The 20,530-nt window shown below is 32.2% G+C and carries 14 protein-coding genes; 9 read left to right on the forward strand and 5 right to left on the reverse strand.

The annotated features are described in order from the left end of the window. Window positions 1-188: 188 nt before the first annotated feature. From AAON49_RS01615 to AAON49_RS01625, 3 genes are all read left to right on the forward strand, one after another. Window positions 189-1,199, forward strand: a complete 1,011-nt coding sequence (locus AAON49_RS01615; RefSeq protein ID WP_349552150.1) for an alpha/beta hydrolase — start codon at window positions 189-191, stop codon at window positions 1,197-1,199. A gap of 204 nt (window positions 1,200-1,403) precedes the next feature. Then, a complete protein-coding gene (locus tag AAON49_RS01620; protein ID WP_349552151.1) occupies window positions 1,404-2,231 on the forward strand; it encodes a hypothetical protein in 828 nt (275 codons plus the stop codon). A gap of 153 nt (window positions 2,232-2,384) precedes the next feature. Beyond that, window positions 2,385-3,074, forward strand: a complete 690-nt coding sequence (locus tag AAON49_RS01625) for a nitroreductase family protein (protein WP_349552152.1) — start codon at window positions 2,385-2,387, stop codon at window positions 3,072-3,074. A gap of 197 nt (window positions 3,075-3,271) precedes the next feature. Here the strand turns inward: AAON49_RS01625 and msrA are convergent, their stop codons facing one another. After that, complete coding sequence (gene msrA, locus AAON49_RS01630) at window positions 3,272-3,922, reverse strand: peptide-methionine (S)-S-oxide reductase MsrA (protein WP_349552153.1); 651 nt, start codon at window positions 3,920-3,922, stop codon at window positions 3,272-3,274. A 141-nt stretch (window positions 3,923-4,063) separates the two neighbouring features. Between msrA and dnaX the strand changes: the two genes are divergently transcribed. Further along, window positions 4,064-5,755 carry a DNA polymerase III subunit gamma/tau gene (dnaX, locus tag AAON49_RS01635; protein ID WP_349552154.1) on the forward strand — a complete coding sequence of 564 codons (1,692 nt, stop codon included), beginning with the start codon at window positions 4,064-4,066 and terminating at the stop codon, window positions 5,753-5,755. Between the two features lies 1 nt (window position 5,756). Here the strand turns inward: dnaX and AAON49_RS01640 are convergent, their stop codons facing one another. Then, on the reverse strand, window positions 5,757-7,574 hold the full coding sequence (locus AAON49_RS01640; protein WP_349552155.1) for a cation:proton antiporter: 1,818 nt from the start codon (window positions 7,572-7,574) through the stop codon (window positions 5,757-5,759). A 131-nt stretch (window positions 7,575-7,705) separates the two neighbouring features. Here AAON49_RS01640 and AAON49_RS01645 point away from each other — a divergent pair, with 131 nt between their 5' ends. Together AAON49_RS01645 and AAON49_RS01650 are read left to right on the forward strand one after the other, a co-directional pair. Further along, window positions 7,706-8,287: a MiaE family protein gene (locus AAON49_RS01645; protein WP_349552157.1), complete on the forward strand. Its 582-nt coding sequence runs from the start codon at window positions 7,706-7,708 to the stop codon at window positions 8,285-8,287. Then, the gene (locus tag AAON49_RS01650; protein ID WP_349552158.1) at window positions 8,287-8,724 is read left to right on the forward strand and encodes a DUF4268 domain-containing protein; all 438 of its coding nucleotides are present in this window, start codon (window positions 8,287-8,289) and stop codon (window positions 8,722-8,724) included. Before AAON49_RS01645 ends, AAON49_RS01650 begins: the two co-directional genes overlap by 1 nt. 47 nt (window positions 8,725-8,771) lie before the next feature. On the opposite strand, the gene AAON49_RS01655 is transcribed toward AAON49_RS01650, so the two are convergent. Further along, on the reverse strand, window positions 8,772-9,107 hold the full coding sequence (locus tag AAON49_RS01655; protein ID WP_349552160.1) for a DUF4870 domain-containing protein: 336 nt from the start codon (window positions 9,105-9,107) through the stop codon (window positions 8,772-8,774). Window positions 9,108-9,204: 97 nt separating this feature from the next. Here AAON49_RS01655 and mnmE point away from each other — a divergent pair, with 97 nt between their 5' ends. Then, window positions 9,205-10,596, forward strand: a complete 1,392-nt coding sequence (gene mnmE, locus AAON49_RS01660; RefSeq protein WP_349552161.1) for a tRNA uridine-5-carboxymethylaminomethyl(34) synthesis GTPase MnmE — start codon at window positions 9,205-9,207, stop codon at window positions 10,594-10,596. Between the two features lie 229 nt (window positions 10,597-10,825). Here the strand turns inward: mnmE and AAON49_RS01665 are convergent, their stop codons facing one another. Both AAON49_RS01665 and AAON49_RS01670 read right to left on the reverse strand, forming a co-directional pair. Next, window positions 10,826-12,790, reverse strand: a complete 1,965-nt coding sequence (locus AAON49_RS01665) for an amidohydrolase family protein (protein ID WP_349552162.1) — start codon at window positions 12,788-12,790, stop codon at window positions 10,826-10,828. Further along, window positions 12,787-15,108 (reverse strand): T9SS type A sorting domain-containing protein, encoded by a 2,322-nt coding sequence (locus tag AAON49_RS01670; protein ID WP_349552163.1) that lies wholly within the window; start codon window positions 15,106-15,108, stop codon window positions 12,787-12,789. Before AAON49_RS01670 ends, AAON49_RS01665 begins: the two co-directional genes overlap by 4 nt. A gap of 249 nt (window positions 15,109-15,357) precedes the next feature. Between AAON49_RS01670 and AAON49_RS01675 the strand changes: the two genes are divergently transcribed. Together AAON49_RS01675 and AAON49_RS01680 are read left to right on the forward strand one after the other, a co-directional pair. After that, entirely contained in the window at window positions 15,358-18,462 is a 3,105-nt protein-coding gene (locus tag AAON49_RS01675; protein ID WP_349552165.1) for a M60 family metallopeptidase, read from the forward strand. Between the two features lie 65 nt (window positions 18,463-18,527). Further along, on the forward strand, window positions 18,528-20,249 hold the full coding sequence (locus AAON49_RS01680; RefSeq protein WP_349552167.1) for a helix-turn-helix transcriptional regulator: 1,722 nt from the start codon (window positions 18,528-18,530) through the stop codon (window positions 20,247-20,249). The last annotated feature ends 281 nt before the right edge of the window (window positions 20,250-20,530 follow it).

A 20,530-nucleotide genomic window follows, 5' to 3' on the forward strand; every position in this document is an offset into this window, starting at 1 on the left:
TCCTCAAGTGATTTTTATTTACATTTGCACAAAATTTCCTGAAGGCACTATATTTTGTGTTCTTCGTCCCCGGGAAAATTTTAGGTAGGCGCCCCTTAGTTTACTGAGTATAAAAAGAACAAACTCCCAAAAGAACAACCCTAAAATTAGATATAAGGTAGTGTTATGCTTAATTATATTTAATAGAAATGAAGAACATGATGCTAATGGTGCTATTGTTTATAGCTCCGTTAAGTTATGCTCAAAATAGTTTCTCTCACGAAAGAGAAATTAGCGATAAAGACAACTATGTCTTTAGTGAGATCGACTTTATGAATCTTAGTGATAATTTAAAGTTGTCAGGGACTTTAATTGCCCCAAAGACAGCTTATAAAAAAGTTATCATTATACTTCCTGGATCTGGAAAAGATACTAGGAATTCACACTATAAGCTTGCAGAAGAGTTTCTGAAAAGCAATATTGCTGTGTATCGTTTTGATGAGCGTGGTGTTGGAAAATCGCAAGGAAAGTTTACAACTGCTATATCTGGATTAACTTACGATCTTGCTTACGCTATCAAACACTTAAGATCTCTTCCCAAATTAAAAGACAAACAAATAGGAGTATTAGGCCACAGTCTTGGTGGTATGGCTTCTATTGTATCACATCAAATCATCAGTAAAGCTAAAGATGAAGTAGATTTTTTAATTCAAATCGCTTCTCCTGTAAAAAGTTTTTCTGATGCTTCAAGGTATCAAATACAAACTCTCCCTAATTATCAAGTAAAAAACAAGTCAAAAAAAGAACTTGTTCAATTACTAGATACCCTCGTTTATATCACTAACAAGAATAAGTTTTCTAACATCAGTGATATCGCTCTAAGAGAAAAAGGAATTCAAGCCATTAAAAAGAAAGGTTTTGAGTTACAAGACATTAAATTCTGGAGCTACGCACACATAGATTTATACAAACATGATTATGAAGATGCTTACAAGCAAATTCAAGTTCCGACTATTTATCTCATTGGAAGCAATGACAAATATGTAAACCCCATTTCGGAAGTTAATCGTTTAAAACAAATCAAAAACCCTCTAATTACAATTAAGGTGATGAAAGATTTAAATCATTACCTAACATCAGGAACACTTAATGCTAATGTTTTATACAACATTGACAAAAGCGCTACTGATACAATTTTGAACTGGATACAAAAAATCTAAAACCTACCTCCTAAACAGGTTTATAAAAGTTCATTATAAGAAAATCACATAACCTCCTAAAGATGTGATGTTGTATTGAGTTTCAGAAAGTTTCAATACAAAACACATAGTCCCCAGATTTATAAGTGTTTGTTCAGGTTAAACCCTTGTGGTTTAGCCTGTTACAAACAAATGAATAATGTTAATCCTTAATTAATATATATTATGAAAACTATTTTTAAATTTTTGGTAATTACAGCCTTAGTCTGTGTTACTTCATTGACTCATGCACAAAAGAGTCAACAACAAGGAGTTTCTATCGGAATGGATTTACAACCGATACTTCAAATCGACATGTCTGCTCCGGAGATAATCAATTTTATTTTTGATAAAAAAAGTAAATACTACAAAGGTATTACTCATAATGCTGCTACTGTAATAAAAGTTACATCTACAGTAAAATGGGATCTTTATGCAGTTGGAAGGTCAAAAGGAAAAAGTCCAAACGGAAAAACATTTTGGGATCAAGAAGAAAGCTTTGGATCTACAGTTAACTCAATAGCTGATATTCCTATGAGTATGGTAGAACTCAGACAAAGACAAATAAATAATGGTACTGCAAATAATACTGCTACTTACCCAGATTATAGTCAAGACTTTGTAGATGCATTTAGGCCAAGCGCTGCTAACAGCTTATATGTTAGCAATAATGGTACTCCTACTCCACCTAACAAATTAGGAAAATACATTGCTGGTCATAGTGGGATATCTGATGATATTATAAACGGATATATGCCAGCAGGAAGTTATGTTTCTGATAATGGTATTGGAACCAATTTTGAATTTATTATGGATTACAGAATACTTCCTGGATTTCCAGCTATTTTCCCAAATGCCTTTAGTGCTGATGCAACTGTAGCTGAAAATATCGTGTCATCTGCCAATGCCAGTTCTATCTTAGTGGGAGGGGCAGCTGGCAACGGAAATTCTGCTTATGCAGAACCAGGAGTTTATACAATGAACGTTCAATACGTTTTATTAGAAGATCAATAAAAACGTATCAAAACATCAATACACGTAAGTGTACTTGATAGTACTACACGATTCTTTCGTGTGGCATAAATATATATTAAGGATTGTAAGGCGCTGCATAGTATGCAGCGCTTTATTTTTTATATTTAAGCATTATTCATAAAATTAATCGTCATGCATTCTGATTCTATTCAAATTAATGGTTACACACATGTTATCTATACTTCTAAAGAAAAATCTGAAGAAGAATCTTTGACAAATAGTAACTCATTTTTTGAATGGTTAGATACCAGAAGGTCAGTAAGAGAATTTTCTTCAAGATCAGTTCCAAAAGAAATAATTGAGAATTTAATAAAGAGTGCTTCTACAGCTCCTTCTGGAGCTCATAAACAACCTTGGACTTTTTGCGCCATTTCTAATCCTCTTTTGAAAACCCAGATTAGAAAAGCTGCTGAAATAGAAGAAAAAGAAAACTATGAGAATAGAATGAGTGAGCGTTGGAAAAAAGATCTTGAACCTTTAGCTACAGATATGCATAAGCCTTTTCTAGAAACTGCACCTTGGTTGATTGTTGCTTTTAAAAGAGTTTATGAATTTGATGAAGAGGGGAATAAACACAATAATTATTATGTGAATGAGTCTATAGGAATTGCTTCTGGAATGTTAATTTCTGCTATTCATAATGCTGGATTGGTTACCCTTACTCATACTCCTAGTCCGATGAACTTTCTATCAAAAATTTTAAAAAGACCTAAAAACGAAAGAGCTTATCTTTTGCTTCCAGTTGGCTACCCAAAAGAGCCTGCTTATGTACCTCATTTAAAAAGAAAATCTTTAGAAAAAGTTTCTGTATTTTATGAGTAAATACTTTATAAAATACATAAATCCGCATTTTTAGATGTGGTTTTATGCATTCTTATCCTTAGTCTTTTAAGTAACTTGCTGTTCCAATTAACCAAACTCAAACTCTTGTTTATATCTTACTATCTCCCTGTTTGGTAGGAAATACTTGAGTGCTTTGAAAGCAGGCCCCAGCAATGGGGCTTTTGCATACAAAAAGATTAATGTTCTTTTTTTAATAAGTCTGGAAATTTCTTCTTGAATCGATTCAATCTTGGAATCGATACATTTTTCACATAACTATTATTAGGATTTCTCCTCTCAAAATTTTGATGATAGTCTTCGGCCTTGTAGAATTTTTTATGCTTGGTAACCTCAGTAACTATCTTCCCTTTGTATTTTTCTTTATTTAGTTTTTTAATAGCAGAATTAATGATCTTTTTTTCATCATCATTACTATAAAACGCTATCGATCTATATTGACTCCCATAATCAGGATGTTGTCCATTCTTTGTTGTTGGATTATGTGACCCAAAGAAAACATCTACCAAGGTTTTAAAACTCACTTTCTTAGGGTTATAATAAACAGCAACTGTTTCAGCATGACCAGTTCTTCCTGTTCCAATAGAACGATATGTTGGATCATCTGTATGACCTCCTGCATAACCAGAAACAGCCTCACTTACACCATCTACACTTTCAAAAATAGCTTCTACACACCAAAAACATCCGCTAGCAAAATAAGCTACTTCTTGTTTTTGTAGAATAGTAGTTTTTTGAATTTTCTTATGATGATTTTTAACTGAAAATGCAAATGATACAGAAATATAGGTTGTAAGCATGACAACAAATAACAACTTGAAAATTTTCATGATAATTCTATTTTGTACTTAAGTCTCCAAAAAAATTAAAACCCTACAATTGTTTACAACTTTATTATTTTGTTAAGAAACCATATTGTAAATCCTCTTGCAGATACTTACATTTGTTTTAGTAAAGATAAGCATTAGTAGATGGAGCATTTTATCGTTTCTGCACGTAAATACAGACCACAAAATTTCACAGATGTTGTTGGTCAGCAAGCTATTACAAACACGCTTGAAAATGCTATTAAAAACAACCATCTGGCTCAAGCTTTATTATTTACTGGTCCGAGAGGTGTAGGGAAAACATCATGTGCTAGAATCTTAGCAAAAAGAATCAATCAAGAAGATTCAACTTCATCTGATGAAGATTTTGCTTTTAATATTTTTGAATTAGATGCTGCTTCTAATAATTCTGTTGATGATATTAGAAACTTAACAGACCAAGTTCGCATTCCTCCTCAGACAGGAAAATACAAGGTTTATATTATAGACGAGGTTCATATGTTATCTCAAGCAGCTTTCAATGCTTTTTTAAAGACATTAGAAGAACCTCCAGCTCATGCTATTTTTATTTTAGCAACTACAGAAAAACATAAGATTATACCTACAATCTTATCACGTTGTCAAATTTTCGATTTTAAGAGAATTACTGTTCTTGATGCTAAAAATTATCTCAAAACAATATGTGAGAAGGAAAACATTATCGCTGATGATGATGCTTTACATATTATAGCTCAAAAAGCTGATGGAGCCATGCGTGATGCTTTGTCTATTTTTGATAGAGTTATTAGTTTTTCAGGAAGCAATTTAACTCGTGAAGCTGTAACTCAAAATTTAAATGTACTTGATTATGATACTTATTTTGAAATGACAGGACTTTTACTGGACAATAAAATACCAGAGGTTTTAAATCATTTCAATACTATACTTTCTAAAGGTTTTGAAGGTCATCATTTTATCAATGGCTTGGCTTCTCATTTTAGAGATTTATTGGTAGCTAAAGATAATGCAACTGTTGAATTGCTAGAAGTTGGAGACAATGCAAAGAAAAAATACATAGATCAATCTTCTAAGGCTAGTATTACTTTCTTAATTCAAGCTATTGACAAAGCGAATGAATGCGATTTAAATTATAGAGCTAGTAAAAATCAACGTTTATTAGTTGAACTAACATTGATGCAAATTGCCTCTATCACTTTTGATGGAGAAAAAAAAAAGTCAGCTAACTACATAATTCCAGCTACTTTTTTTACAGCACTCTCTCCTGCTGCGAAAGAAATTTCAAAACCAAAGGAAAAAGTTTCCAGTACAACCCAAACTTCACAAGTAGAAGAAAGCAAAAAAGAAGTTCCTAAACCTCCTCCGGTTTTAAAAAACATTCAAAGAAGAGCATCAGCATTTTCTTTAAAAAGTGTACATCAAAAGAAAACTGAAAGCAAAAAAGTTGAAGAAGAAAATTTTGACAATCATCCAAAAGATCCCTTCTCTCAAGATTCTTTAACAAAAACGTGGAAAGAATATCACAACAAGCTTCAAAAGAAAGGTGAAAAAAGCATTGCTGCTATATTAGCTGCTGATGAGCCTGTTTTAAAAGAAGAATTTAAGATTCATTTTTCTATTCCAAATCGCTTGATGGAAGATCAATTAAAACATGCCAAACCTAAGCTTTTAAAGCATCTTAGAGAATCTCTCAATAACTACGGAATTCAAGTAGAAATAATTGTTAATGAAACAGTTGAGAAGAAATTTGCATACACTCCTCTAGAGAAGTACAACAAGTTGAAAGAAAAAAATCCAATGATTGAAAAATTGAAAGATACTTTTCAACTAGACTTATAACTTAAATCTTATTACCAACATAAATCAGCTTAGCGTTTTCTAAAGTTAATTCTTTGGATTCAAATTCAGATAGTAAATAAATGTTTTTATCTTTTGTAATAACAAATAAAGGAACTGTTTCTAGTTGACCATGGATTTTTTCTAAATTTGAATAGTATTCTTCTTTAGAGTTAACTGAGATTTCATAAATAGTTGGATGATCTCTAACAGTTTCACTTAAATTGATATAATCATCTTCAGGTGAAAAAAAGACATTCTTTTCATCAAAATTCTTGTTTTTAACTTCATCAGCTGTTGCCAAGCGAAATGCGCCATGCTCTCCAAACTCTTTTGACAAGTTATTTAAAGCGTATTGATTAACAGCATCACTTCCAGTCATAGCTATTAAATAACCAATATCATTCAATTCAATATTATCTGTAAGATCGTCGTCATAAATATTAAATTCAAATGCTTCTAAACCTTGCTTATTAGCTTGTTCAATAAAAGTCTTATTTGAATCAATTAATACTACTCTCTTCCCGAATTTTTGCAAATAATCGGCAATTAGCCTAGATGCTTTAGAGGCTCCTACAATTAAAATCCCATCTGAGTTTTTCAAAAACACTCCAACAACTCTAGCAAATAGTCTAGCTGTTGTAGCATTCAACAAAACGGTTCCGAGTACAACCATAAAAACCAAAGGAGTAATATATTCGGCTCCTTCAACTCCTTCCTTTAATAATTTACTTCCAAAAAGAGATGCAATACCCGCAGCAACAATACCTCTAGGTCCTACCCAACTTATAAATAAACGTTCATTTAATTTTAAGTTAGATCCATAAGTGCTAATAAATACTGCTAGAGGTCTTATCACAAATACTACCAAAGCGAAAAGTATGGCAGTATCCCAAGTGTATAACAACATTAAATCACTCATGTTGATATTAGCAGCTAACAAGATGAATAAAATTGAAATTAATAAGACACTTAAAGACTCTTTAAAGTATAACAGTTCTTTTAAATTTTTCAGTTTACCATTTCCTAATACCATTCCCATAACAACTACAGCTAATAAACCTGATTCATGGGCAAAAATCTCAGATTCAACAAATACTAATAAAACTGTAGATAGCGAAACCACATTCATTAGATAATGAGGAATCCATTTTTTATTAATTACAAAAGCTAAAGCATGTGCAAACGTAAAACCAAATGAAGTACCAAATAAGAGAATCTTACCAAACTCTATTAAAGCCGTTTTGGTAAACCCGCTATCTCCTCCTACACTTATAAATTCAAAAACTAAAACAGCTACAAGAGCTCCAATTGGGTCAATTAAAATTCCTTCCCATTTTAGAACGGCAGAAACATCTTTCTTCAAAGGAATATTTCTTAAGATAGGTGTTATTACTGTAGGACCTGTTACAATAATCAATCCTGAAAATAAGAAAGAAAGATCCCACCTTAATCCAAAAATGTAGTGTGCCAATACCCCAGCACCAAAAAAGGTTACAGCAGAGCCTAGGGTGATTAATTTAGTAATAACCGGTCCTACATTTTTAATTTCGTTACGCTTCAGTGTTAATCCTCCTTCAAAAAGAATAATACTAATGGCTAAGGAAACAAAATAATACAATCCCTCACCTGGGAACAATCCCTTTTTGCCATTCCAAACCGGCTCAATGTACTTAGAACCATCTTCAGTTAAAAATTCAGCTGCTATTGGTCCAACCAATAGTCCAATTAAGATCAATGGTAAAATCGCCGGAATCTTAAATCTCCACGCTACCCATTGCGCCAATATTCCAAATATGATAATCCCTGCGAGTTCTAACATTTTACTAAGTTGAAAATCGAAAATACAAAAAATACCCAATTCGTATCAATTTCTAGAAAACTTTATCCAGAACTTTCTTTAGTTTGATAGGTTTCAATTAATTTTGCTCTTGAAATCATCAAAGAAATTGAATGTTAGGATTGAAATTTGAAACAGAGACTTCTTGGGTAGAAGTTGCCGAAAATGGGTTAGAACAACTCTTAACCGATCATGCTTTTGCTGAACAGAAAGCAGCTTCAAACGCAGTTTCTATTATAATTAATTATTCTGAAGAAACTGAATTGGTTAAAGATATGAGTGACATTGCTATTGAAGAAATGGAGCATTTTAGAATGGTTCATAATTTAATGGTAGATAGAGATATGGTTTTAGGTAAAGCCACCAAGAATGATTATGCTTTACGTCTCCAAAAATTCTTTCCACATACAAATAATAGAACAGAAGCATTAGTTCATAGACTTTTGGTAGCCGCATTAATTGAAGCCAGAAGCTGTGAACGATTTAAAGTGTTTTCGGAAAACATGAATGATGATGAACTTTCTAAGTTCTACAAAGACTTAATGGTTTCTGAAGCCAATCACTATACATTATTTCTTGGGTATGCAAGAAAATATATGGATAGAGAGATTGTTGATCAAAAATGGCAAAGCCTCTTAGAGTTTGAAGCCGATATGATGAAATCTAGAGGAACAATCGCGAAAGTTCATGGATAATGTTTAGCAAAGAAGAATCTGCTAGATTACGACAAGAATTTTGGACTAGTTTTGGAAAATCTTTTCCTAAGAAATGGTTATTGTATAATACAAAAATCAAAGGGTTTTCTTTCAAATTTGTTGCCGATCGTAAAAAAGCAATGGTTTGTTTAGATTTAGAACATCCAGATGAAATTTTTAACGAAGTGTTGTTTGATCAGCTTCTTTCCTTAAAAACTATACTCACCGAAGAATATTTGCCGGAAATCATTTATGATAATTCTTACGAATTAGAGAACGGAAAAAAAATTCGTAGAATTTATGTAAATCATGAAAAAAAGTTTAGCATTCATAACAAAAATACTTGGAGAGATTGTTACGAGTTTTTTGTAGAAACCATGCCGAAATTTGAGCTATTCTTCTATGAATATGAAGATTACATAAAAAGTGCTCTATAAAAAAAGCGCCTAACAAGGCGCTTTTACTATTAATTCAAAAAATATATTTAAAGAAACTGAATACTTAACGGATAACTCGGTTCCTCTTCGTTGCTCGCTCTAATTGCATTAATAATCGGAAATATTAAATAAAAAATTCCTATTACTAAAAACCCTAACAATCCTAATCCAAAAAAGAGAATGGCAGGGATACAGATTAACAAATAGATAAACATACTTATTCTAAAGTTTAAAATAGCTCTTCCATGTTTATCCATATCAATTACATCATCTTTTTTTACTAGCCATAGAATTAGGGGTACTATAAACCCTCCTATTCCGGTAACAAAGTCGATTAATTGACTTAAATGTGTTAATACTAATAATTGTTTGTCTTTTTTCATCTTCTTAACAGTTGGTTCTATATAAAAGACGCAAAAGAATTAAACTTGTTACAATTTTCTCGCTTTGTAACTCGATTTAGCGATGTATATTTGCCCTATGATTTCAAACGATACTATCATAGCTTTAGCAACTCCAAGTGGTATTGGTGCTATTTCTGTTATTCGCCTTTCAGGCGAAGAATCAATTTCAATAGCTTCACAGTTTTTTAAATCGATACGAGGAAAAGCTCTTCAAGAGCAAAAGACGCATACTATACACTTAGGGCATATTGTAAACAATGGTCAGATAATCGATGAAGTTTTGGTTTCTATTTTTAAGAATCCTCACTCCTACACTGGTGAAAATATTGTAGAGATTTCTTGTCATGGCTCCAGTTATATTCAACAAGAAATTCTTCAACTCTTCCTAAAGAATGGTTGTAGAATGGCAGATAACGGTGAGTTTACCATGCGCGCCTTTTTAAATGGTAAAATGGATTTATCGCAAGCTGAAGCCGTTGCCGATGTAATTGCTTCTAATTCTGCTGCATCACACCAAATGGCTATTCAACAAATGCGAGGAGGAATTACCAATGAATTAAAAGAATTAAGAGGACAATTGTTAGATTTTGCTGCATTGATAGAATTGGAACTAGATTTTTCCGGTGAGGATGTTGAATTTGCTGATAGAACAAAATTTAAAGAACTAGTTCATACAATTTCTTCAGTTTTAAAAAGGTTGATTGATAGTTTTGCTTTTGGAAACGCAATGAAGAATGGAATACCAGTAGCAATTATAGGTGAACCCAATGTTGGGAAATCTACATTACTAAATGCCTTATTAAATGAAGAGAAAGCCATAGTCTCTGATATTGCAGGAACAACACGTGATGCGATAGAAGATGAGTTAATTATTGAGGGGGTTGCTTTTCGCTTTATAGACACTGCTGGAATTAGAGAAACTGATGATGTAGTTGAAAATATTGGTATTCAAAAAGCTTATGAGAAAGCTGAAAAAGCTCAATTAATTATCTTTTTGATTGATGCCAATAAATTTGAAAAGAATAAAGAAGCTTTTTTAGAGGAAATAGCAACGATTGAAAAACGTTTTCCAAATAAGAGATTACTTGTAATTGCCAATAAAATTGATGCACTTTCTGACTCACAAAAGAACAGTATTAGTTCTTCTATAGAGGATATTCTTTTACTTTCTGCGAAACAAAAAATTGGAATTGATACGCTTACTAATGAACTAACTTCTCTAGTTAACAAAGGTGCCTTAAGCAATAACGAAACTATTGTGACCAATTCTCGTCATTTTGAAGCCTTAAACAATGCTTTAGAAAGTATATTATCTGTAAAAAATGGAATTGAAGCCGAAATATCTTCTGATCTTTTTGCTATTGATATTCGTGAGTGTTTGCGCCATCTAGGAAACATTACTGGTGAATACGATGTAGACAAAGACATTCTAGGTCATATTTTTTCTAACTTTTGTATCGGAAAGTAAGTTTGTCTATATTTTATCCTAATAGCTTAGGGCTATTTTTCATTTAGTTTGCCGTACATTAGAGTTGTGAATTTGCTAGTCCTTTAAAAGTTTATATATACCCAATAATTTAAGCAGATTCACTGATTCACTAAAGAGGTAAAAAATTGCTATGAAAGAAAAACCGAGATTAAATCTCGGTTTTTCTATTTTAATTACGGTTTTTTATTCTTCAGTGATTTAATAAAGTCTACCTACTCACAATTATTTTTTTTGTTTTCAGCGTAGTTTTTTTACTTTCAGATATTACTTTAACAATGTATACCCCTTCGCTAAACTTAGAAACATCTATTGTTAATGTATTATCATCACCTAATCTTTTTTGTTTTACTAAGTCTCCTTTCAAACTAAATATTTTCAAGTTGTAAGTATCATTAGAATTAGAGATTTTAACATTCAATGAATCATTTACTATTGTAGGATATACATTTAATTTAACACCCGCCTCACTTATATCTTCATTGCTCAAAGTGTATCCATTCTCTCTATAAATTTCTTGATTACCTAGAACAGTTAGTAAAACATTAGTTTGAGCAACTTGATTGGCAGGAATTGTAAATATGTCTCTATCTACTACAATAAAGTCAGCATATTTGTTTACCTCCAAACTACCTGTCACTGTTTCTCTTCTCATTGAGTATGCTCCGTTTATAGTATAAGCTTTCACTACCGTTTGTACATCTGGTAATTCTTGTGGAGATCTAGTTAAAGCATTCTGCATTCCCACAAATGGATTTAACGCGCTAACATCGTAATCACTACTTAATGTTATTCTTGCATTTGCATTGTTTAAAGATTTTAATGGAATTAAATTATCGGCTCTCGAAGCCCCAACTAAGAACTCAATTTCATTCCAATTAGAAGGATTTGTGAAATCACCAGCTACTTGCATGTCGGCAGTAACGTTTAAAGTGTTGAATCTTGGGAAATCGGAAGCTCTTACAATTTCTAAATGTGTTAATCGGTGTCTTGCACCAATATCTCCATTTGTATTTCTAGCAGACTCAATTGCATTTAAAGATTCTGTAGTACCTCTATCTCCAATTACATGGATGAAAAAATCATATCCTACTGTTTCTAAAGAAGTAATTAGATTGGTCATTCTTGCCTGAGTTATATAGTTTAATCCTGTAGTAAAAGGGAATCCCAAATTATCATTATAAGGGTCATGTAACGCAGCAGTAGCATTAATAGTTATCCCATCACTGTACAACTTTATTTGAGTGACCTTTAACAAATCATCACCTGTATTGTATAAATTTTGTAATTGAGTTATTTGAGTATTATCATTATCTTCTGGGTATACCCAAGGTGCTAAAACTACTCTAACAGTTAATTCATTATTGTCTTTTAATCTTTGCCAAGTTGAGATAAAATTACGTTTCCAATAGGTTCTACCTTCAACCAAAGAAGTAATTCCATTTTCTGCTAATAATGGAAGTCCAGTATCTCTTAATCCAAAATAATTTGCATCATCATTAGCGGTGTTGGGTGCTAATGCTAAATCCCAAATTAAATCTCCTGCTCCATCTAATAAAATTCCGTTGGGTTGTCCATTCTGATTTTTCACAATATGTCCTCCTGTAGGATCTGGAGTTGAAGAAGTAATCCCTAGCGCTTGTAATGCTGCTGTATTTACCCAAAAGGAATGCGAAGTTTCTTCCATATAAGCTGCCGGTGTATTCGGATATACATCGTCTAGAATTAACTTTGGGTCTCTAGTTGCATCTAAAAGAGTATAAATAGAATGCCCAGAGCCTAAAATCCAACCATTATTATTAGGCGTGCTGTTATTACAAGCCTGCATTACAGAAATAAAGTTTTCTGGATCTGTTTCCGTATTACTTAATGTACAACTACTAGATATGGATGAACTTGCCTCTAAGATGTGATTATGAACATCGTGAATACCTGGCAAAATTAAATCTCCATTAACTCCCAAAACAACTGTTCCAGTACCAATATGGCTAGACACATTGGCATTACTACCAATGAAAATGATTTTACCATCTTTGATAGCCATAGCCTCTGCAAAATCATCATTAGAATTAGCTGTATAAATTTTTGCATCTCTATAAACTGTATCTGCTACCTGGGAGTAAACTTCAATTGTAAAAATTGAAAGAATAGCTATAAAAATTATTCTGTGTTTCATTCTTTTATAAATTTAATACTCTTTATTCTATTTTTGGATTTTAGTTGCACGAAATATATTCCAGAAGATAGATTTAAAACGTTTATTGAATTAATCCCTGAGTTATTACTTAGTGTTTGGATAGTTTTGCCTAGAATAGAAACAATTTTAACATCTGTTATCAAATCTGAAGTTGCATTTTTAATAAGAATAAAGTTGTCCACAGGATTTGGGTATATAGTGATAGAAGTATCATGTATTTCCGCTGCTGTAGAAAGACTACAATTTGGTACTGTACCACCAAATTCTTGAATCTTTTGTGCTAAAGCTGTCCTTAATTCAGAACTACCTGGCAAAGGACTTGGTCCGGGTAAGTTTCCACATAACAAACTATACATCTCAATATAATCGTTCAAACTTGAAGCAGAACCGCTAGGACTAGAATTATCAAAATCAATAGTTCCTGAATAACTTGGATTCTGGCAAACAGAACATTCCATTTCACTATATGGACTATTAAGCTTTACATTAGAATTTGCTCTACATCCATTTGGAAGATTACAATTATTACTAAAAAAAGGAGGGTCTTCATATCCATTTATTTGATTGAGATTATATCCCATATTCTGATGAAAATCTAAAAAATCTTCGTGACCATCACCTAATATTACCCAAGTATGAGAATAAGTTGGCAATGCATCTACATCATAAAAATAATTCTTGCGAATTGTAGAAGTTTCTCCACTTTTTCTTCCTGTAGTATAAATCATTCCATTTGTAAAACCTGGAGCACTGGAACTTACAGCTGGTATTAATTCAGGTGTACCAATATGTACAGCTCTAAATGTGTTTTCTTCTACTAGATTATTATACTCATAAAATTCAGTAGCTGAAGTCTGCCAGTTAGTAATTAAATCGGGTCTCACCTCAGCAAAATGGAAATCTCTATTAATTGGATTTGCTTCTATTTCTGCAATATTATCTGTTCTATTTCCACTCATAATTATTGCAGACAATGGCGTATCTTCAATATAATTCTGTTTTATAATGTTACTAGAAGATTGATCTACATGAATAGATGCAGCATCCCATTTAATTCGTGAGGTTTGCTTAAAATGACTATTCTGTACTGTATTGTTCTTATTAACATCACCATAACCAGGTCCTCTACCCGACATCAAGACTCCATTTTTTCCTAAATAACTAAACGAACAATTATCAACCATCATGTTTTGTGCATATCGATCAAATCGCACGGCATCAGCTCCGCTTTTTGTAAAAGTACAATTCTTAACCGTACAATTTTGAGCATTTCTAAATCTAAGAAACCCTTCTGGAACATCTACCATAGCCCAATCATGTTGTGCCATTACATCATTTGCTAAGCTCATACGATAATCTAATCCTGTAAAAGTTATTCCATCAAAAACAATATTCTCAACAGGAGAACCTGTCCATGTATTTCCATCACCACCAGCATCTATTCTAATCATTTCCTGAAGCTTGGGAATATAAATATCAGAAGTACCGCTTTTAGGGTATAAATAAATCTTACCATCAATAGAAGCCCATTCTCCAGGTTCATCTATACCTTCAATGGAATTTAACAACCAACATTCTGTTAATAAATCATCAACACCATTAACAAGGCTATAATGACTTGGTGTAGCTACATCAATTCTTCGAGTACTTGTATTAATGGCGGAGACTGGTAATACTTGAGCATGCCATGCCGTCATATGCACTCGTAAATCATATTGACTAGCCTTTGTTGGATCTGGTAAACTAAAGCTATTAGGGTACAAAACAAATGTCTTCCTTTGCTGTGCTGCTCCTGCTTCCCAATGCTCACACTCAGATCCTCCACAAGGTGCTATAAAATCTGGCCTAAAGAAAGAAGTACTTGAATTTTTTAACCAATTTTCACTTACGTCATGTAGGTACCTAACACGGTTTACTCCATTAGGCAAATCGGCTACCATGATGTTGCCACTATGAGTAGTCCAACCTGTTACCTGTTCTAATGAACTAAATATTGGTGTCTCTCCTGCTTTACCTCTAAAAGTAATACCGCTATATGTTGCATCTAAGATTACTGTAGATTCAAATACATACTCACCTCCTGAAAACTCTACAATAATACCATTTGAACCAAGAGATTTAGCAATATCAGCAGCCCTTTGAAAAGTCTTTACCGGACTTGAGACTGAAGTTCCATTATTAGAATCATCTCCACTGGGAGAAACAAAAACATGTTGCGAATACAAAGAATTGGTTACAAAACAAATTAGTAAAATCAATACCATTTTTCTACTTGAATACATAATCTCTAGAATCATTTAATTTTAATAAAATCCTATTCTTTCTTAAGAAAGAATATTACTAAATCAAAGATAATTTAAGATATGCTGTGCTTTACTCGCATGTTTACTACTCTTAAAAATGTCTTGATAATCTCTATATAAAAATCATTAAAAGATATTATCTGTACATACTTTGTCCTGATATGAAAAAGCAATTTTCATCCAACGCTTAGTAATTTAGCCTAAGCTAAAAGCCTTAATTGATTTTTAACAACACCTAATACTATGAAACGCCTAAAAACACCATTATCTGTAATACTGATATTAATTCACCTTTCCATTTATTCTCAAGTTGCTGAGTACAATTTCGACACAGATCTAACAGACCAAATTAATGGTCATAATGGAACATCAACAGGTACTATTGATTTCCTTACTGAAAATGGTAAATCATATATCAAAAGAAATTCTAGTAGCTTAGTTCATTTTCCAATAGCAATCAATAGCACAATTACCAACAGAAACTTCCAATTCTCTTTTGACCATAGAACTACTTCTACTACTTCAACTGCTATAATTTTTAGTAGTGGTTCAAGTGCAAATCCTTTTTGGGAACAAGCAGGGTTTTCTGTATTACAATGGGCTGATAAAATACTTTTAACTTTTGATGACGGAACATCTTCAGGCGGATATTATTGGGGAGCAATAGGAGATATCACTGCTAATCAATGGAAAAATTATAAGATTACGTTTGATTTTGTAAGTAAACACTTCAAAGTTGAAATAGACGGACAAGAAGTGAAAAATGAGGCTATAAACGCTGGGTTTGATGCCAATAGCTTTCGATTAGGAATACAAAGTAATCTTTTTACTATTGGAGGTCATAATAATACTGTAAACACTACAAATAATGGAGTTTTTGATTTAGATAATTTAAAGATATATGATCAAGTTCCAAATATGACTACTCAAATTAATACAGCTTTTACACAATTAGCAAATGATATTTCTGGCTCTATTACGCTAAGTGATAATGATAAATTAACACATTTAACAACAATCAAAAGCAATTTATATTTTGCAGATTACTCTTCTATAAGCACAAACTTATTTGCTTTTACTTCTGCATATGAGGCCAATAACCCTCCTCTATATCAAGATGGTATAACATATAATGAAGATGAATTACCAACACATTCTCGAGCGCTTTTATTTTCTCAATCTTATGTGTTTGCAACACAATTTGTAGATGGGAATGCTCAGAATATGGGAGGTGTAGTTTTTGAACATCATGAAGTAATACCGGGTTCTGTTGATCCTTCAGCAGTAAATATTGCTTCTGCAACTGTATCTATAAATGGAACATACAATAAAGATATTGCTGCAGAATTAAATGATCAATCAAGAGTGGTGCGTCCAACTGGATACTATGTAAGACCGGGAGATGTTGTTACTATTACTGTTCCTAATAATGTTCTAAATTCTGGAGTAACCGTTATTGTTGGATCTCACTTTAGAAATATGGTTCCCTCCTATATTGGAAAAATAAATCGTTTTGAAGATATCTCAGCAGAATATTCATTGACTAGTAATGCTACGATTTCTGTAGCAAGTCCTTTTGGAGGCGGTATCTACATCAAGGTTCCTGAAGGAACTAATTTGGGGAATTTTGATGTAACTATTGGAAATGGGATCAAAATGCCTTTTTTCTCTTATAAAAGTGGTAATCAAACTAGTGTATCAGATTGGTTAAATCAAGTTGCAAACAGCAAAGCTCCTTGGGCAGATTTTGAATCTGACAAATTTATGTTTACTATTCCCGTAGCTGAAATAGCAGGTGTGAATAATCCTGACGCTATCATGCAACGATGGGATGCTATCATGGATGCTATTAGCATCGCTGGAGGAAGGCCCTTAACAAGACCACGAGCTGAATATTACAGTTTTGACACTCGTCTTGTAACTCCAGCTTATGGAGCTGGTTATCCTATAATAATTCCAATTAGTGAAATGAGGAACGATCCAAATCAATTATGGAATCCAATGAAAGTATTAGAGCATCCAATGCATTTTACCCTACTACATGAAATGGGGCACAATGAATTATATCCTACTCCAAATTATGGAGCAACAGGGAGCACAACTGAAGCATGTCATCAAATTGAAGCCGAAACAAATGTACATATTTTAGCTATGGCTGCTAATAGTCAAGTTTACAACATGTCTATTGAAGATGCTTTTGGTTTTAGTCGAGCTAATTTAGGTGGGGATCCTTTTACATTTAATGAAGCTGTTTTTGATTGGATTATCACCACAAATTTCAGACAAGATTTACCTATGACTTTTGATTTATCTGTTCCAATGAGCGACAAAGACATGCTTAAATATCAATCTAGAGGACATGCAAAATATGGAGACATTGTAAAATTATTTGGCTGGGATGGATTAAAAAATACACAAGCTGCTTTTTATCAAGCAGGTGTACAACAGTCTAGCACTGTTTGTAATGATCGACCTTTTGTTGTTGGAAGAGATGAGTACACTGTTGCTGCCTCAAACGCGGTAGGAAAAAACATGGCTCCGTTTATGCATTTTTGGGGATTAAAGCCTTCTACAAGTCTACAAACCCAGTTAGCATCTATGCCAAAGAGTCAAGAAGTGAAAGCCTTAATTGAAGGATATCAATGTAATGTAGCTCCTATCACAATGGATGATTATTTAGCTTATCATAACACCATAATGCCAACATCAGATTATCAATGGCCACGTTACCAACAATATATCAACGAATTTGATGCAACATTTGCTCAACAAATTCAAGATCAATTTAATTTAATACTTCAAACTTATGGACTTATTGGATCTGCAGCTCCAACTAATGTTCAAGGAAGTAATAACAACGGTACTATCACCTTAAACTGGACAGATAATTCAACAGATGAAACTGGTTTTGTAATTAAAATGAAAGGACCTTCTGATCAAAATTTTGCAATTATACATACTACTGCAGCTGATGTTATAACATATGACGTTATAACTTCAGAATCTGGGCAATACCAATTTAAAGTAACCGCAATTAATGCTGATAATTTAGAATCAAATGTTTGTCAAGTACAGACAATTACTGTTGACACTACATTAAGTGTAGATGAAGAGGAATTAAATAGCCTATTCACTTTGTATCCGAACCCTGCTAATGATATCATTGAAATCAAGGGTGATTTAATCAATTTAAAGGAGGTTAAAATCTATAATTTAAATGGACAACAAGTAAAACACTTTACAGATTCTTTCAAAGAGTTAAACATTAGTGATTTGGTACCTGGTATTTATATTACTAAATTACTCTTGAAAGATTCAAGTAGAGCTGTAAAGTTTATAAAACAATAGATTTTAATTAGTTACATATAAAAGTAATTTTGTATCATACCTCTTTATCACTTAAACCAACTATGATGAAATGTTTATTCTATCTGAAGAGAATTGATAAAACCTCAATAATCAATTTCTTGATAGAGAAAGAGACTCTTGTTTCTATACTGTTTATTTTATCAATACATCTTAGTTATACTCAAAATAAAGCTAGTGAATCTAACAATTTAGCTTTTCAAGAAATAACAAAAGATGAGCATGAATTTGAAAGGTATTTTAAAGACTTAAAGCTAGTTCATACTTTCAATGAGTCCGCGGCATACGGATTTTACACTCATTATAATTGGCTATTTAAGAGAAAAGGTGTTTTTAAGGAATGTCTTAGGACAGGTAAAAAAGCGTTAGTTTTCGCCGAAAAATTTGAGGACCCTTTTAATCTTACGAGCATAACAGAACATGTTAGTCAAGCTTTTATCTCAGAAGGAAAAATTGACAGTGCATTGTTTTATAATCGTAAAATGCTCAAATTTTACGAAACACGTTTTGATCAAAAATATCTAAACCCAAAGAATAATGATTATCTCTTTGAAGAAAGCATGCTCTCTGGTTATAACAATATTGGAATTTTTTTCTCTGAAGTCTTAAAGAAAAAAGATTCAGCTATGTATTATTTCGATAAGGCTAGAAATCTTCCCCAAATTCCTGAAAGCGATAATTTTCAATTTCTAAGACATAGTATCAATGATAATGTGGCACTCATTTATATGGAACAAGGTCGCTATCAAATGGCGAAAGAATTGTATCAAAAAAATCATGTTTTTTACAAGAATAAAGATAAAGAGCGATGGATTAGATCCAGCTTACAATGGGGGAAATCAGAAATTGAACTAGGATTCTATAAAAAGGCCGAAAAGCGACTTCTTTCATCTAGGAAGAGAATGGATTCTTTAGGGGAATATGGTAGCAAATTGCACAATGAAATTCTCTTTTCAAGAACAATGGAGTCTTTATACCTGAAGATTAAAGACTTTAGAAAAGCTGAAAAATATAGCGATATTACTTACAAATTGATCTCTGAACAAAATTTGATTGATAAACAATTCCTGAAGAGTCAAGTTAACGCATTTAATGAAGTAAACATTCAAAGTATTTTAAAGCTTTTAGATAATGAAAAAGTACTTAGAGAGAAAGAAGGAAATATCAAACAGTTATATTTTTGGTTATTAGTTTCAACCATACTAGTTTCTATAGTAATTCTATATCTTTTATTCTCCAGAAATAAATTTAAAATACAAAAAGTAAATGCTGAAAAATTAGTAGAAAAAGAAAAAGCAAAAACTGCTACAATAAAAAATAAACTATTACAGCGAGAAGTTGATTTTAAAAGAAAAGATCTAACTCTATTTGCAAATACAATTGCTGAAAATCAAAAATGGGGAAGTTATCTACTAAGCAAAATAAAAAGCTCTAAGAAATATGATGAAGCCTCTTACAAGGAGTTAATTGCTGACCTAGAAATAGAAATTAAAGATCGTATTAAAATTGAGCAAAGTAATTTGAATTTTCAAAATAGAATAGACATTTTAAATAGTGAATTCTATGAGAATTTGCTCAAAGCTCATCCAAATTTAACCAAAACCGAGTTAAAGTTATGTTCTCTAATTAGACTTAATTTAGACAACAAAGACATTGCTATCATGCAAAATATCTCTAAAGACTCTGTTTATAGAAGTAGAACTAGGCTTCGTAAAAAATTAAACATCCCTAGCAATGTGGATTTAAACATCTTTTTAAAGTCCTTTTAATCTCTAAATTTCTTCTTAAACCCCTCTTTTTGAGGCACGAAAACGTTTTTGTACATGTTTTGTCCTAATAAAATGATTTGTCGCAAATATCTTTTATCATAACTTTGAGTAAAGTTAGAGTTTTGTATAATTAAATCTCAAAAATAACCTATTACCTAAATAAGATTTACCATTGGTTATTTCATAAAGAAGGCCTGCACATTGCCCTTCCCCCAACAATGTGGCTCAGCAGTTTGTTTAATCTCAGGCCTTCTTTAATTTTATTCTTCTCTTTTATCTTC

Origin of the sequence: Pseudotenacibaculum sp. MALMAid0570 (genome assembly GCF_040151415.1) — a bacterium.
Taxonomy (GTDB): domain Bacteria; phylum Bacteroidota; class Bacteroidia; order Flavobacteriales; family Flavobacteriaceae; genus Polaribacter.